This window comes from Mesorhizobium sp. M0894 (genome assembly GCF_040319725.1).
Taxonomy (GTDB): Bacteria; Pseudomonadota; Alphaproteobacteria; order Rhizobiales; family Rhizobiaceae; genus Mesorhizobium.
The window spans coordinates 130,249-146,223 of the sequence record NZ_JAMYOG010000013.1; the positions used below are offsets into that span (position 1 = coordinate 130,249).

The 15,975-nt window shown below is 62.9% G+C and carries 13 protein-coding genes; 7 read left to right on the forward strand and 6 right to left on the reverse strand.

What is annotated here, in order from left to right; genetic code table 11:
- The 6 genes from NKH91_RS23205 (at nt 1) to NKH91_RS23230 (ending at nt 7,382) form a co-directional block, all read left to right on the forward strand.
- Entirely contained in the window at nt 1–1,134 is a 1,134-nt protein-coding gene (locus NKH91_RS23205; protein WP_031194485.1) for an ABC transporter permease, read from the forward strand.
- Between the two features lie 9 nt (nt 1,135–1,143).
- Nucleotides 1,144–2,811 carry an ABC transporter ATP-binding protein gene (locus NKH91_RS23210; RefSeq protein WP_352844873.1) on the forward strand — a complete coding sequence of 556 codons (1,668 nt, stop codon included), beginning with the start codon at nt 1,144–1,146 and terminating at the stop codon, nt 2,809–2,811.
- Nucleotides 2,812–2,831: 20 nt separating this feature from the next.
- A complete protein-coding gene (locus NKH91_RS23215; protein WP_352639423.1) occupies nt 2,832–4,202 on the forward strand; it encodes an alpha-glucosidase/alpha-galactosidase in 1,371 nt (456 codons plus the stop codon).
- A 174-nt stretch (nt 4,203–4,376) separates the two neighbouring features.
- Nucleotides 4,377–4,940 (forward strand): hypothetical protein, encoded by a 564-nt coding sequence (locus NKH91_RS23220; RefSeq protein ID WP_352844692.1) that lies wholly within the window; start codon nt 4,377–4,379, stop codon nt 4,938–4,940.
- Nucleotides 4,941–5,116: 176 nt separating this feature from the next.
- On the forward strand, nt 5,117–6,358 hold the full coding sequence (locus tag NKH91_RS23225; protein ID WP_352844871.1) for an acyl-CoA dehydrogenase family protein: 1,242 nt from the start codon (nt 5,117–5,119) through the stop codon (nt 6,356–6,358).
- 7 nt (nt 6,359–6,365) lie between these two features.
- The gene (locus NKH91_RS23230; RefSeq protein WP_352844690.1) at nt 6,366–7,382 is read left to right on the forward strand and encodes a phosphotransferase family protein; all 1,017 of its coding nucleotides are present in this window, start codon (nt 6,366–6,368) and stop codon (nt 7,380–7,382) included.
- 44 nt (nt 7,383–7,426) lie between these two features.
- Here the strand turns inward: NKH91_RS23230 and ftsZ are convergent, their stop codons facing one another.
- Together ftsZ and NKH91_RS23240 are read right to left on the reverse strand one after the other, a co-directional pair.
- Nucleotides 7,427–8,434: a cell division protein FtsZ gene (gene ftsZ / locus NKH91_RS23235; RefSeq protein WP_023720665.1), complete on the reverse strand. Its 1,008-nt coding sequence runs from the start codon at nt 8,432–8,434 to the stop codon at nt 7,427–7,429.
- Between the two features lie 210 nt (nt 8,435–8,644).
- Nucleotides 8,645–9,763, reverse strand: coding sequence for an NAD(P)/FAD-dependent oxidoreductase (locus NKH91_RS23240; protein WP_352844688.1), 1,119 nt, complete (start codon nt 9,761–9,763; stop codon nt 8,645–8,647).
- Nucleotides 9,764–9,905: 142 nt separating this feature from the next.
- Between NKH91_RS23240 and NKH91_RS23245 the strand changes: the two genes are divergently transcribed.
- Nucleotides 9,906–11,282, forward strand: coding sequence for an aspartate aminotransferase family protein (locus tag NKH91_RS23245; protein WP_352844686.1), 1,377 nt, complete (start codon nt 9,906–9,908; stop codon nt 11,280–11,282).
- Between the two features lie 9 nt (nt 11,283–11,291).
- Here the strand turns inward: NKH91_RS23245 and NKH91_RS23250 are convergent, their stop codons facing one another.
- From NKH91_RS23250 to NKH91_RS23265, 4 genes are all read right to left on the reverse strand, one after another.
- Nucleotides 11,292–12,389, reverse strand: coding sequence for an alcohol dehydrogenase family protein (locus tag NKH91_RS23250; RefSeq protein ID WP_352844684.1), 1,098 nt, complete (start codon nt 12,387–12,389; stop codon nt 11,292–11,294).
- 9 nt (nt 12,390–12,398) lie between these two features.
- Nucleotides 12,399–13,778, reverse strand: a complete 1,380-nt coding sequence (locus NKH91_RS23255) for an aspartate aminotransferase family protein (RefSeq protein ID WP_352844682.1) — start codon at nt 13,776–13,778, stop codon at nt 12,399–12,401.
- 35 nt (nt 13,779–13,813) lie between these two features.
- On the reverse strand, nt 13,814–15,307 hold the full coding sequence (locus NKH91_RS23260) for an NAD-dependent succinate-semialdehyde dehydrogenase (RefSeq protein ID WP_352844680.1): 1,494 nt from the start codon (nt 15,305–15,307) through the stop codon (nt 13,814–13,816).
- Nucleotides 15,308–15,434: 127 nt separating this feature from the next.
- A complete protein-coding gene (locus tag NKH91_RS23265) occupies nt 15,435–15,926 on the reverse strand; it encodes an Lrp/AsnC family transcriptional regulator (RefSeq protein ID WP_352548887.1) in 492 nt (163 codons plus the stop codon).
- Nucleotides 15,927–15,975 lie beyond the last annotated feature (49 nt).

Here is a 15,975-nt window from a genome sequence, read left to right on the forward strand (position 1 = left end):
ATGCTTGTGTTCGAGCCCTCGCTGCCGCCACTTGCCGAGGAGCCGGCCAAGATCAAGCCGCGCGGCAATGAGAGCTACATCGCACTCGTCTGGCGCCGCCTGAAACGGTCCTGGACCGGCATGGCCGGGCTCATCCTGGTCGCGTTTCTGGTGCTGCTGGCGGTGTTTGCCGACTTCTTCGCACCGATGGATCCCAAGGTGACCGATGTCGGCTTCGCCCCGCCGCAGATGATGAGCTTCCATGACAAGGACGGCAACTTCGTGTTCCAGCCACGCGTCTATGCCCTGGCGGATTCGGAAGACCTCGACCCGGTTACCTTCCAACCCGTCGTCGGGCCGGACTACGACCATCCGCGGCTGCTCGGCTTCTTCGTCAAGGGAGCGGAGTACAGACTGCTCGGCCTGCTTCCCGCGAACCGGCACTTCTTCGGCTCGACCGACGGCCAGCCGGTGCACTTCCTTGGCACCGACAAATTCGGCCGCGATGTGCTGGCTCGTGCGATTTATGGTTCGCGCATCTCGTTGATGATCGCATTGACCGTGGTTTTCATCGTCACCGTGATCGGCACGACGGTCGGCATGGTGTCGGGTTATTTCGGCGGCACATTCGATGTCTGGGTCCAGCGCTTCGTCGAACTGGTGCTCGCATTTCCGCAATTGCCGCTTTATCTGGCGCTAACGTCGCTGGTTCCGGTGACGGCGCCGACAAATGTCTTCCTGGCCTTCGTAATCGTCGTCATGTCGGCGCTTGGCTGGGCGCAGATGTCGCGCGAGGTGCGCGGCAAGACCCTGGCGCTGGCGCGAATCGACTACGTCCGTGCGGCGATGGCGGTCGGCGCCACGGATGGCCGCATCATCATGCAGCACATTTTCCCAAACGTGATGAGCCACGTGATCGTTGCCGTCACATTGGCGATCCCCAGTGTCGTCCTGCTCGAATCCTTCCTCGGTTTTCTCGGCTTCGCGGTGAAGCCGCCACTGATCTCCTGGGGGCTGATGCTGCAAGACACCGCCACCTATTCGGTCATTGGCACCTATCCCTGGATCCTCTCGCCGGTCGGCTTCGTGCTTGTCACCGTCTTCGCGTTCAACGCGCTTGGCGACGGACTGCGCGATGCAGTCGATCCTTATTGACGTGACATGATGCAACACGCGCTCGTCAAATCTTTCGCACCGCCTGTCCGGCTCGACCATGATGGACGTTCGGAAAACCCGGTCATCGATGCCCGCAACATCGCCGTCGATTTCAAGGTCGAGCACGGCATGGTGGAAGCGGTCAAGGACATCTCCTTCCAGCTCTATCGCGGCGAGACGATCGCCATTGTCGGCGAGTCCGGATCGGGCAAGTCGGTGACGGCGCGCACCGTCATGGGACTGTTGTCGAAGCGTGCGGTCGTGTCGCCGAAATCGACCGTCGAATACAATGGGGCGAACATCCTGAAATTTTCCGAGCGTGCCCGGCGCAAACTGCGCGGCGACCGCATCTCGATGATCTTCCAGGAGCCGATGAGTTCGCTCAACCCGATCTACACGATCGGCAGCCAGATCGTCGAGGCGATACGGGTGCATCGCAAGATGAGCCGCAGGCAGGCCGAGGCAAGGGCGCTCGAGCTGCTGCAGCAGGTGCAAATTCCTGAGCCCCAGGCGCGGCTGAAGCAGTATCCGCACCAGCTTTCCGGCGGTCAGCGCCAGCGTGTGATGATCGCCATGGCGCTGGCCAACGATCCGGACGTGCTGATCGCCGATGAGCCGACGACGGCGCTCGACGTGACGGTTCAGGCGCAAATCCTCAATCTCATCCGCAACCTGCAGAAGAAACTGCGCATGGCGGTGATCCTGATCACGCACGACCTGACCGTGGTGCGCCAGTTCTCCGACTATGTCTACGTCATGCAGCATGGGGAGATGCGCGAGCACAATGTGACGGAGAAGCTGTTCGCCAATCCGCAGCATCCCTACACATGCCACCTGCTTGCCTCCGAGCCGCGCGGCCAGGCAAATCCGTTGCCGGAAGGCGCCGACGTCATTCTTGAGGCCAAGGGTGTGCGCGTCTCCTTCATGCTGCGGCACGGCACGTTCATGAAGCCGGATCTGCGCGAACTTGTCGCCGTCGACAGCCTCAGCCTGACCCTCCGGCGGCACGAGACGCTGGGCCTCGTCGGCGAATCCGGATCGGGCAAGACCACGTTCGGCGAGGCGTTGCTCAGGCTCAACACCACGGACAGCGGCGAGATCTATTTCGATGGCCAGCCGATCCATGGCTGTTCGCGGGCGCAGATGCGGCCGCTGCGGTCGCGCATGCAGGTCGTCTTCCAGGACCCGTTCTCGTCGCTCAACCCGCGCATGACGATCGGCCAGATCATCGAGGAAGGGCTTGTCGTCAACCGCATCGGCGCCACGAGGAACGATCGGATCGAGCGGGTGCGCGAGGCACTGATCAGCGCCGGCATGCCGGGCGATATCCTGTCGCGCTTCCCGCACGAGTTTTCCGGCGGCCAGCGCCAGCGTATTGCGATTGCCCGCGCCGTCGCGCTCGAACCGGAATTCATCGTACTCGACGAGCCGACATCGGCGCTGGATCTCTCGGTCCAGGCGCAGATCATCGAACTGCTGCGCAAGCTGCAGCGCGAACGGGGCCTGAGCTACATCTTCATCTCGCACGATCTCAAAGTCGTGCGGGCGCTGTGCCATCGCGTCATCGTCATGCAGCGCGGCCGGATCGTCGAAGAGGGGCCTGTCGACGAAGTCCTGTCCCATCCCAAAACCGCTTACACCGAACGGCTGGTCAAAGCCGCTTTCGAGGTAGCCTGATTGTTATGCCGGAGGTTATTGTGGCAAGAAATCCCAAGGTCGCTTTCATCGGAGCTGGCTCGACGGTGTTCATGAGGAACATCGTTGGTGACATATTGCAGCGTCCGGCTTTATCCGGCGCGACGATCGCACTGATGGACATCAATCCGCAAAGACTTGAAGAAAGTGCAATCGTCGTTGGCAAGTTGATCTCGACGCTTGGCGTAAAGGCCAAAGCCGAAACCTATTCGGACCAGCGCAAGGCGCTGGCGGGCGCCGATTTCGTCGTCGTCGCCTTCCAGATCGGCGGCTACGAGCCCTGCACGGTCACCGACTTCGAAGTTCCGAAGAAATACGGGCTGCGCCAGACCATCGCCGATACGCTCGGCGTCGGCGGCATCATGCGAGGCTTGAGAACCGTGCCGCATCTGTGGAAGATCTGCGAAGACATGCTCGCGGTCTGCCCGCAGGCTATCATGCTGCAATATGTCAACCCGATGGCGATCAACACCTGGGCGATCGCGGAGAAATACCCCGACATCAAGCAGGTCGGCCTCTGCCATTCGGTGCAAGGCACGGCAATGGAGCTGGCGCATGATCTCGACATTCCCTACGAGGAGATTCGCTATCGCTCGGCCGGCATCAATCACATGGCCTTCTACCTGAAGTTCGAGCATCGCCAGCCGGACGGCTCCTATCGCAACCTCTATCCGGATCTGCTGCGCGCCTATAGCGAAGGGCGGGCGCCGAAGCCGGGGTGGAACCCGCGCTGCCCGAACAAGGTGCGCTACGAGATGCTGAAGCGCCTCGGTTACTTCGTCACTGAAAGCTCCGAACATTTCGCGGAATACACGCCCTATTTCATCAAGGACGGGCGCGAAGATCTGATCGAGAAATTCGGTATCCCGCTCGACGAGTATCCGAAGCGCTGCATCGAGCAGATCGAACGCTGGAAGGGGCAAGCGGAAGCCTATCGCTCGGCTGACAAGATCGAAGTGGAGCAGTCGAAGGAATATGCGTCCTCGATCATGAATTCGGTCTGGACCGGCGAGCCGTCGGTGATCTACGGCAATGTCCGCAACAATGGCTGCATCACGTCATTGCCATATAATTGCGCGGCCGAGGTGCCGTGCCTCGTCGACGCCTCCGGCATTCAACCCACCTTCATCGGCGACCTGCCGGTGCAGCTTACTGCGCTAATCCGCACCAATATCAACGTCCAGGAGCTGACGGTCCAGGCGCTGATGACCGAGAACCGCGAGCACATCTATCACGCGGCGATGATGGACCCGCACACGGCGGCTGAGCTCGACCTCGACCAGATATGGTCGCTGGTCGATGATTTGCTGGTTGCGCATGGCGATTGGCTGCCGGCCTGGGCGCGCGGAGCGCGCAGCGTTCGGGCGGCCTGAGTATTGTACTAGGTTCAAATCACGGCAAGGCGAACTCGGTTTGCACGCTCGAAGAGCAGAGTACCGTGCAGAAGAGGAAATTACCTTTCGCTATAAATATTGGGAAGATATTCGCGTTTTGGTAATGTTCTACTGGGAGATTTGATTGACTGCTGGAAGTGGAGGAGAAATTCGGTGGGCGAGATGCGACAGACTACTCGGACCCTACGTTTCTCCCTGGCGCTTGGCATCGTGTTCTGGCTGTTGCTCGGCTCGTCTGCCCCGGCCGCGGCTGCCAAGCTTTCGCCGGCGCAGGCTTCCGTCGTTGCTGCGGAGATAGCCAAGCTCAAATTTCCTGAGGAGCGTGCGCTCGCCAAGGGTTGGACGGATGCGAAGAAAGTAGCCGAGTTCATCTGCCGCCCAGTTGCCAGGAAAGCGCTAAAGCGTCGCATCAAGGGTGTCGATCGGGTGTTCCTCGGGACCGACGATCCCAGCACGCTGCAACTCGTGAGCAACCGTCGGCTGACGGGCAGCGGCCAAGCCCGAACGGGCGACGACTGGCAAGCCTTCAGCTTTTCCTGCGGGCTGAATCCACAGACCGGGAAAGCCGTGTCGTTCGAGATTGTCCCCTTGGCGTCAACCGGTTCGGTTCCCGCTGTCGAGGACAAGCCTGCGCCCAAGTGGCCGCGTTACTTCGGGCCTGGGCCAGTGCGCTCTCCCACCTTCAATCCGAAGAAGTGGCCGGGTCAAAATCCGTAGGAACGACCGGCATCGGTAGCACGCCCGCGGCACCGATTCGTATCGATCCGGGCGGCTTTGCACTGCGAAATGACGGCCCGACGCACTGCTGTTGCTCACATTCGATGCCGGCAGCTACACTACAGGCTCGACCATCGAGATCGATGGCGGCATCTCGTTTCATCGTTGTGAGCGCCATGAATTTCGACATCCCCGTCCGCACCGAGGCCTTCCGCAGCCGGATCGCCGATTTCGTCGAGCGCGAAATCCTGCCGCTCGAGGCAGACAAGGCTTCCTATGACGGCCATGGCAACATCGCGCTGCCGCTGCTCGAAACGCTGCGGCCAAAGGCGAAGGCGGCTGGCCTGTGGTGCCTGCAGTTGAAACCCGAGACTGGCGGGGCGGGCCTTTCCAAGGTGGATATAGCTGTCTGCTATGAGGCGATGAACCGCTCGATCTTCGGTCCGGTCGTGTTCAATTCCGCGGCTCCCGACGACGGCAACATGATGGTGCTGGAACGGTTGGGGACGCCGGAGCAGAAACAGAGATGGCTGAAGCCGATCGTCGATGGCAAGGTGCGCTCGGCTTTCGCAATGACGGAACCGCATCCGGGCGGCGGGTCGGACCCGTCGATGATCATGACCAGAGCCGAGCGGCGCGGCGACAGATATGTCGTCAGCGGCCGCAAATGGTTTATCACCGGGGCGCAAGAGGCGAGCCATTTCATCCTTGTCGCACGCACCTCGGACGATCCGCGTCACGGCCTTTCGGCCTTGCTGTTCCACAAGGACCAGCCGGGCTGGCGGATCCTGCGGCGCATCGAGATCATGGGACCGGAAGAACATGGCGGCCATTGCGAGCTGGAATTCGACGGGCTTGAAATCCCGGTCGAGGACGTGCTTGCCGGCGAAGGCAGCGGCCTCAGGGTTACCCAGGTCCGGCTCGGTCCAGCGCGGCTCACCCATTGCATGCGCTGGCTCGGCCTTTCCAAGCGCTGCGTCGAAATCGCGCGCGCTTATGCCGCCGAGCGTAGCGGCTTCGGGCAGCTTTTGGCCGACCGCGAGAGTATCCAGCTGTTGCTCGGCGACCTTGCCATGCGCATCGAGATCGGTCGCTTGCTGGTGATGAAGGCGGCCTGGGAGCTCGATCGCGGTGGCTTTGCCCGCAAGGAGGTTTCCATGGCCAAGATCCAGGTCGCCAATGTGCTGCATGACGCCGCCGACGTGGCGATCCAGATCAACGGCGCCCGCGGCTATTCGAAAGACACTGTGCTCGAATGGATCTACCGCTATGCCCGCCAGGCTCGCCTGGTCGACGGCGCCGACGAGGTTCACAAGATGGTGCTCAACCGCTTCCTCAACGAGGAAGGTACAGGCTTCTGGCGCTGGCATGTCGAAGCCGGCACGCAAGATGACACAGGTCGCAGCGGGAACCGCTGAGCCGGCAATGAGGACGGATTTCGATCCAACGCGCCTGGAGGATTTTCTGAGAGCGCATTTTGGCGATGGCCAGATGTCGCTTGAGCGGATCGTCGGCGGCCAATCCAACCCGACCTATTTCGTCGACTATGGCGGCCGCCGCATGGTGCTGCGCAAGAAACCTCCGGGACCGATCCTGCGCGGCGCTCATGCCGTCGATCGCGAATACAGGGTGATCGAAGCGCTCGCGGAGACAGAGGTGCCGGTGCCGCGGCCGGTGCTCTTTCACGACGGCGACGAGCCGCTTGGCACGCCGTTCTATCTGATGCAGCGGCTTGACGGCCGGGTGTTCCACGATGGCTCGTTGCCGGGACTGGCGCCGGACGAGCGGCGCGGCATCTATTTCGGCATGGCCGAGGCGCTGGCAAAGCTGCACGCAGTGCGGCCGGAAGAGGTCGGGCTCGGCGATTATGGCCGTCCCGGGAACTATTTTGAACGACAGATCGCGCGCTGGACCAGACAGTTGCGGGAATCGCCGAGCGAGCGCATCACCGCGCTCGAAGCCGTCGCCGAATGGCTGCCGGGACATCTTCCGCCAGATGACGGCCACGTCTCGATCGCGCATGGCGACTTCCGTTTCGGCAACCTCATCTTCCATCCCGAGCGGCCCGAAGTGATCGGCATACTCGACTGGGAGTTATCGACCCTTGGCCATCCGCTTGCCGATCTCGGCTTCTGCTCGATGCCCTGGCATTCCTCGCCTGACGAATATGGCGGCATCCTCGGTCTCGATCAGGCAGCGCTCGGCATTCCGACACAGCGCGAATTCCTCGATCATTACTTCGCCCACGCGGTGCCGACGGCGCCGCTGCAACGGTTCCATCTGGTGTTTGCCATGTTCCGCTTTGCGGTGATCTTCGTCGGCATCGCCGACCGCGTGCTGGCCGGCAGCGCGGTTGCGGCCGATGCGGCCGACGTGGCACCGCTGGCCGGCCGTTTTGCTGCACGCGCCATGGAAGTCATCGACGGCGCGCGGCCCTGGTGAAGAGAGGCTGGCAATCGGCTGAGCGAGCCGCACGCGATACGCGTTCAGTTCATTCGAACCTCCGGTTCCGCCAGCAGCGGAATCTCCAGGCCACGCCGCAAGCCGGTGGCGACGACCGACACCCTGAATTTTCCGGCGAGTGCCTTGTCGAAGATGGCGCCGACGATGATGTCGGCATCGTTGTCGACCTCCTCGCGGATGCGGGTAGCCGCTTCATCGACCTCGAACAGCGTCATGTCCATGCCGCCCGATATCGAGACAAGGACGCCCTTGGCGCCCATCATCGAAGCTTCGTCGAGCAGCGGGTTGGCGATTGCCGCTTCCGCCGCCTTCTTGGCACGGCCTTCTCCGGCGGCCTCGCCGGTTCCCATCATGGCGCGGCCCATGTCGCGCATCACCGACTTCACATCGGCGAAGTCGAGATTGATCAGCCCTTCCTTGACGATCAGATCGGTGATGCAGCCGACACCCGCATAGAGAACCCGGTCGGCCATGGCGAATGCGTCGGCGAACGTGGTTCTGGCGTCGGCGATCCTGAACAGGTTCTGGTTGGGGATGACGATGACGGTATCGGCGCTTTCGCGCAGGCGCTCGATGCCGTCATCGGCAGCGTGCATGCGGCGCCTGCCTTCGAAGACGAATGGCTTGGTGACGACGGCGACGGTCAGTATTCCGGCTGCCCGCGCTGCCTGCGCTATAACAGGCGCGGCACCTGTTCCGGTTCCGCCTCCCATGCCGGCGGTCACGAAGCACATATGCGTTCCAGCAAGGTGATCCATGATCTCGTCGATGGATTCCACGGCCGCGGCACGGCCGACCTCGGGCAGGGACCCGGCGCCCAGGCCTTCGGTGATATGAGCGCCCAACTGGATCAGCCTCGTTGCCTTCGACATGGCAAGGGCCTGGGCATCGGTGTTGGCGACGATGAATTCCGCGCCCTGCAGGCCTTCGGCGATCATGTTGTTGACGGCGTTGCCGCCGCCGCCGCCGACCCCGACGACGGTGATCTTAGGCCTCATCTCCGAGATTACCGGCCTCGTCGCGGTGTTCATTGCCGTTCTCCCTGGATACGCCGAGTGGTCGCTGGAAGCTTGTCCCGGGCGCACTGCGAAAACTTTGAACCGGGCAGTGCGAATCAGAACAGCCCAGAATGCAGGGAATCAGAGCGCGGAGCGGGCTGCAAGTGCGCGATGTGCCTCTTAGGCGACTTGCGCCTGAAAGTTCACGCAATGCGCCTCAGATCGTGGCGCGGGCGCCGCACGCTACAACTTCGGCGCGAGGCGCTGCGCGACATGATCGGCAATCGCCAGGCAGGAGGTCAGGCCGGGGCTTTCGATGCCGAACAGGTTGAGCAGGCTGTCCACGCCATGCGCCGCCACGTCCTGGATGACGAAGTCGGCATTGGCCTCACCGGGACCGGACAGTTTTGGCCGGATGCCGCTATAGGCGGGCTGCAGGCTGCCATCGGCCAGGTCCGGCCAGTATTTGCGGATCTCGCTGTAGAAGCGCTCGCCACGAGCTGGATCGACGCGATAGTCGAGTTGATCAGTCCATTCGACGTCCGGCCCGAAGCGGGTGACGCCGTCGAGATCGAGCGTCAGATGAACACCGAGTCCGCCTGGTTCGGGTACTGGATAGATCAGCCGCGAGAAGGGCGCCCGGCCGGCCACCGAAAAATAATTGCCTTTGGCGTAATGGAGCTTTGGCACGAACTGCTGATCTAGCCCTTCAAGCGAGCGGGCAAGCGCTGCGGCGCTAAGCCCGGCCGCATTGACGAAGCGTGTGGTAGCGATCTCGAAGCGCTCGCCGCCGGTAGCGTCCACCGTGTCGAGCACGACGCGGCCCGCTTCGATGCGGCCGGCGGCGACGCGGGTGTTGAGGCTGAGTGCCGCCCCGTGCTCCTCGGCATCAGCCAGCAAGGCAAGCATCAGGGCATGGCTGTCGACGATCCCGGTGGCCGGCGACAGCAGCGCCGCCGTGCACTTGAGGCTGGGCTCCAGCGCATGTGCCTCGGCTTCGCTCAAGGGCGCCAGGTCGCCAGCGCCGCAAGCGCGCGCATTGGCCCGGATCGAGGCGAGCACCGGCTCCTGTTCGGCATTTGTGGCGACGATGAGCTTGCCGCAGCGCAAATGCGGGATCGCACGCTCGTCGCAGTAGCGATAGAGCTTTTCCCGGCCCGCCACGCAGAACCGGGCTTTCAGCGATCCAAGTGGATAGTGGAGGCCGGCGTGGATGACCTCGGAATTGCGCGAACTTGTTCCGGTGCCGATGGCGCTCTCGGCTTCCAGCACCAGCGTGTCGATGCCGCGCTTCGCCATCTCTCGCGCGATCGCCAGGCCAACGACGCCGGCGCCGGCGACAATGCAGTCGATTTGGTCCACGATCAGGTCAAGCCGAAGTTCTGCATGCGTCCATCCATCCGCTGGCCCTGTCGAAAGCGCTTGACACTATATCGTTCGAGAAAGATGCATCAAACCGCATAATGCACGGGGCCTGCCGATGCGGACCCGCACAGGAGCCATCATGGACGCACGACCGAACTCCCCCGAAGCCCGCGACATAAGCTTTCACATGCATGGCTACACCAACGCCCGCAAGCATCAGGAGGCAGGGCCGCTCGTCATCGAGAAGGGCGACGGCATCTATGTCGAGGACCTCGCCGGCAACCGCTATATCGAGGCGATGGCCGGGCTTTGGAGCGTCGCGGTCGGTTTTTCGGAGAGGCGGCTGGTCGATGCGGCGGTACGGCAAATGTCGAAGCTGCCTTACTATCACGACTTCGGCTCCAAATCGCATTCACCGCTGATCGATCTTGCCGAGAGACTGGTGCAGATGGCGCCGGTGCCGATGAGCAAGGCGTATTTCACCAATTCCGGCTCCGAGGCCAACGATACGGCCATGAAGATGATCTGGTACCGGTCGAATGCGCTCGGCCAGCCGGCGCGCAAGAAGATCGTCAGCCGCAAGAAGGGCTATCACGGCGTCACCATTGCCTCGGCGAGCCTGACCGGACTGCCCAACAACCACATTTCGTTCGATCTGCCGATCGCCAATGTGCTGCACACCTCGACCCCGCACCATTGGCGCGAGGCACTGCCGGGTGAAAGCGAAGAGCGGTTTTCGAGCCGGCTCGCCGACGAGCTGGAAAAGCTGATCCTGGCCGAAGGACCGGAAACCATCGCCGCCTTCTTCGGCGAACCGATCATGGGTGCTGGCGGCGTCATTGTTCCGCCTTCCGGCTACTGGGAAAAGATCCAGGCGGTGCTGTCGAGATACGACATCCTGCTGGTCGCCGACGAGGTGATCTGCGGCTTCGGCAGGACAGGTGAGATGTTCGGCTCGCAGACCTTCGGCATCAGGCCCGACATCATGGTGCTGTCGAAGCAGATCTCTTCGTCCTATCTGCCGATCTCGGCCTTGCTGATCAACGAAAAAGTGTTCGAGCCGATCGCCGACGAAAGCAATCGTATTGGCACCTTCGGCCACGGCTTCACCGGCGGCGGCCATCCTGTTGCGGCAGCGGTCGCGCTCGAGAACCTGAAGCTGATCGAGGAGCGCGACCTTGTCGGCAATGCGCGTGCGGTCGGCGCGCATATCCAGAAGCGGCTGCGCACGCTCGCTTCGCACCCGCTTGTCGGCGAGGTGCGCGGCATCGGCCTGATCGCGGCGGTCGAACTGGTCGGCGACAAGGCGAACAAGGCGCCGTGGGGGAAGACCGGTGAACTGGGCGGGCTCGTCAACGGCTTCATGCAGCAGAACGGCGTCATCTCGCGCAATATGGGCGATGCGCTGGCTTTCTGCCCGCCGCTGATCATCACCGAGCCGCAGGTCGACCAGGTGATCGACGCGTTTGAAAGATCGCTCGAGGCTGCCGTCAAGCAGGTCCGATCGCCAAGCTGATCGCACTATTTAGCGATGTCCGACCGCATCTGGCACGACGACCAGCTTGCCGACGAAATCCTTGGCGATGAAATCGGCCTGGGCGCGATGGAAATCGGAGAGCTTGTAGACGCCGCCGACCAGCGGCCGGATCTTCTTCTCCTCGATGTAGCGCACGATGCGGCGGAAATCCGCCCGTGTGCCCTGGCTCGAGCCATGCAGTTGCAGCTGTTTCAGATACATGGTGCGCAGATCTAGCTGCACGACGGGGCCGGCAATTGCACCAGCCGTGGTATAGCGGCCTTCCGGCCTCAAGATGCGCAGGAGGTCGTTGAAGATCGCGCCGCCGACCAGATCGGCCACCACGTCGATCGGCTGGCCCCCGGTCGCCGCGCGAACGGCGGCCGGCAGATCGGCAACGCCACGGGTGATCACCGCCTCGGCGCCGATATCACGCACCGCCTTTTCCTTGCCCTTGCCGGCAATGGCATAGGGAATGGCGCCGCGTGCCCGCGCCAGCTGCACGATGCCTGAGCCGACGCCGCCCGAGGCGCCGGTGACCAGCACCCGCTCGCCGGCTTTCAACGCGGCGCGTTCCAGCATCTGCTCGCCGGTGAGATAGGCGCAGCAGAAAGTGGCAAGCTCGACATCGGTCAGATCGGTATCGACGACATGGGCGTTTTCGGACGGTACTGCCTGGTATTCGGCATAGCCGCCGTCGCGGCCATGGCCCATATAGTCGATGTCGGCGAGTGAATCGTCGTCGCGATTGTAGATGGAGAAATCGACCATCACCCGCTCGCCGATGCGAGCCGGCGACACGCCGTCGCCGACGGCAACGATGTTGCCGACCGTGTCGGTGCCCTGGATGCGCGGGAAGGTCAGCGTATTGCCCTGACGACGCCAGGTCGACACAGCGGCGGCATCCTCCTCCGTGCCATAGGCGCCCTGGCGCACCCAGACGTCGGTGTTGTTCATACCGCAAGCGGTGACCTTGACCAGCACCTCGCCCCGGGCGGGCGAGGGCACTTTCACGTCGGTGCGGTAGACGAGCTTTTCCGGTCCGCCGTGCCCGATCAACTGCACGGCGGCCATGGTGGCGGGGATGGTCTTGGTCATGGCATTCATGTCGGTTCTTCAGATGTTGGCAAACACGCTCTTCACCGCATCGGCCGTCTTGGAGACGACGATGTCGGCCTCTTCCCGCGTCAGGCAGAGCGGCGGCGCAAAACCGAGAATGTCGCCCTGCGGCATGGCGCGGCCAATGACGCCGCTTGCCGCAAGCGCGGTCGCGATCTGCGGACCGATCTTCTGCGAGGCATCGAAGAACACGCGATCGTTCTTGTCGGCGACGAACTCGATTGCCGCCAGCATGCCGTCGCCGCGCACGTCGCCGACGTTTTTGTGGCCACCGACGGCTTTCGTCAGCTCGGCGCGGAAATAGGCGCCAGTCTCGCCGGCGTTCCTGACCAGATCCATCTCGTCGATCAGTTCCAAATTGGCGACGCCGGCGGCCACGCAGATCGGATGCGCCGAATAGGTCCAGCCATGGCCGAGCGAGCCGAGCTTGTCGGAACCCTGCACCAGCACCTGCCAGACTTTGTCTGAGACTATGACGCCGGAGAGCGGCGCATAGGCTGAGGTCAGGCCCTTGGCGATGGTGATCAGGTCGGGCTTGATGCCGTAATGGTCGGAGCCGAACATGGTGCCCAGCCTGCCAAAGCCGGTGACGACCTCGTCGGCAACCAGCAGCACGTCGTACTTCTTCAGCACCGCCTGGATCTTCTCCCAGTAGCCGGCCGGCGGCGGCACGATGCCGCCGGTGCCGAGAATCGGCTCACCGATGAAGGCGGCGACCGTTTCCGGCCCTTCGGCGAGGATCATCTCCTCGAGCTTGTCAGCGCAGTGTTGCGAAAACTGCTCCTCGCTCAGCGAGCGGTCGGCGCGGCGGAAATAGTAGGGCGCCTCGGTGTGCAGGACCGGCGCACGCGGCAGGTCGAAGGCGTTGTGGAAAAGGTCGAGGCCGGTCAGCGATCCGGTCATGATGCCGGAGCCGTGATAACCGCGCCAGCGCGAGATGATCTTCTTCTTCTCGGACCGGCCGAGCACGTTGTTGTAGTACCAGATCAGCTTGATGTTGGTTTCGTTGGCGTCGGAACCGGAGAGCCCGAAATAGACCCTCGACATGCCTTGCGGCGCGCGGTCGATGATCATCTTGGAAAGCGTGATCGATGCCTCGGTGCCGTGGCCGACATAGGCATGGTAATAGGCGAGGTTCTTGGCCTGTGCGGCGATGGCGTCGGCGATCTTCTGGCGGCCATAGCCGACATTGACGCAGTAGAGCCCGGCGAAGGCGTCGATGCTCTTCTTACCGGTATTGTCCCAGATGGTGACGCCTTCGCCACCGGCAATCACACGCGTCGGGCTCTCGCCACGCGCATGGGTGCCCATATGGGTCGAGGGATGGAAGAAGTGATCGCGATCCCAGGCGGCGAGTTCGTTTGACTGGTCGAGCATTTTTTTACTCCTGAGAAAAATGTGTCGGGCGCGGCTCACGCAACGTCGAGGCAGAGATATTTGAGATCGGTAAAGGCTTCGAGCCCGTGACGCGAGCCCTCGCGGCCGATGCCGGACTGCTTGACGCCGCCGAAGGGGATCGGCGCGCCGGTGATCTTGACGCGGTTGATGGCGACCATGCCATAGTCGAGCGCGCGACCCATGCGCAATTGCCTGCCGCCATTCTCAGTCACGACATAGGCAACCAGGCCGTATTCGGTGGCGTTGGCGCGGGCGATGACCTCGTCCTCGCTGTCGAAAGGCGTCACTGCCGCAACCGGACCGAAGGTCTCCTCGCGCATGATCAAAGCGTCGTCTCCAACGTCGGCAAGCACGGTCGGCTGGTAAAACAGCGGCCCGGCCGGATGGCGCTTGCCGCCGGTCAGGCAGCGCGCGCCTTTGGCGAGCGCATCGGCCACCTGCTCCTCGACCTTCTTGACGGCGCGTTCATGCATCAAGGGTCCGATTTCGGTGTCGTCAGCCAGGCCATTGCCGGCCCGCAATGCCTGGACGCGTTTGGCGAAAGCAGCGCAGAACCGATCGTATAGCGGACGCTGGACATAGATGCGGTTGGCGGCGAGGCAGTCCTGGCCGGAGGTGGCGAATTTGGCGTCGACCGCGATGGCCACAGCCTTGTCGAAATCGGCGTCGGCGAAGACGATCAGCGGCGCATGACCGCCGAGCTCCATCACCAGACGCTTCATCGTCGGCGCACTCTGCGCGGCGATCAACCTGCCGACCTCGGTCGAGCCGGTGAAGCTCATGGCGCGAACGCGCGGGTCTTCGCACATCCGCCCAACGATGGTCGAAGCCTTGCCGGTGAGGACGTTGAACACGCCAGCCGGCAGGCCGGCACGTTCGCCAAGCTCGGCCAGCGCCAGTGCGGACAGCGGCGTTTCCGAGGAAGGGTGCGCGGCGATGGTACAGCCGGCGGCAAGAGCGGCAGCCGCCTTGCGGGTCAGCATGGCCGCTGGAAAATTCCACGGCGTGACCACGCCGACGACGCCGAGCGGCTCGCGCCGCACCATCATCTCCGCGCCCGGCAGATGACTGGTGACGCTTTCGGCGTTGAGGCGTTTGGTCTCCTCGGCATACCATTCGACAAAAGAGGCGGCGTAGTCTATCTCGCCGAGCGATTCCTTCAGCGGCTTGCCTTGTTCTAGCGTCATCAGCAGCGCCAGATCATTTTTGGCGGCGACGATCAGATCGAACCATTTGCGCAAGATTTTCGAACGTTCCTGCGGCAGCAATGCGCGCCAGGCGGGAAAGGCGCGCGATGCCGCATCGATCGCCGACGTCGTCTGCCGGGCATCGAGCGCGGCAACGAAAGCGACGGTGGATCCGGTGGCCGGATCGGTCACCTCGAAACTCTCCGCGGTCTCGCTTGCCGTCCAGTGGCCATCGACATAGGCGAGTTCACGCAGCAGCCGTCGGTCGGCGAGGCGATCAAGCGCTTCATGGCGCTGCGAGCGGGCAAAATGTGCGGACATCATCGGGCTCCCGGTTCGGGTGACGCCGCAAGACTATCTCTGCCGCGCAAACAGAGAGGCTGTTTCGGTGCCTGCACGTAGAGAGATTGTCTCTATTGCATCGCCCGGGCAGACGATCTCTCCTGTATCAGGAAGATGCGGGCAGCAGATCGGCCACTGGCAGCACACTCTCCTCCTTCACCGTCTTGGTGACGATGTAGGTGAAATAGCGGTCTATGCCGATCTCGCGTTCGAGCAGAGTGTCAACCAGCCGCTGATAGGCGTCGATGTCGCGCGCCATCACCTTCAGCAGGTAATCGACGCCGCCACCGACAGACCAGCAGGCGACGATCTCGGGGATGTCGCGGATGACGCGCTCGAAACGGTCGAAATCGGCCTGGCGGTGGCTGGCCAGCGTCACCTCCATCAGCACGGTGGCGACCGGCGCGATGGCACGCATGGCGATCCTGGCGTGATAGCCGGAGACGATGCCGGCCTTTTCCAGCTTGCGCAGCCGCATCCAGCACGGCGTCGGCGACAGGCCGACCTTCTCGGCCAGCGCCAGCTTGGTGATGCGGCCGTCGCGCTGGATGGCCTCGAGGATTTTCAGGTCGATCGGATCGAGTTTCGCTGCAGCCATGATCGTCCACTTCCAGTGCCGGACACCATGACGGCGCATTATTTCGATT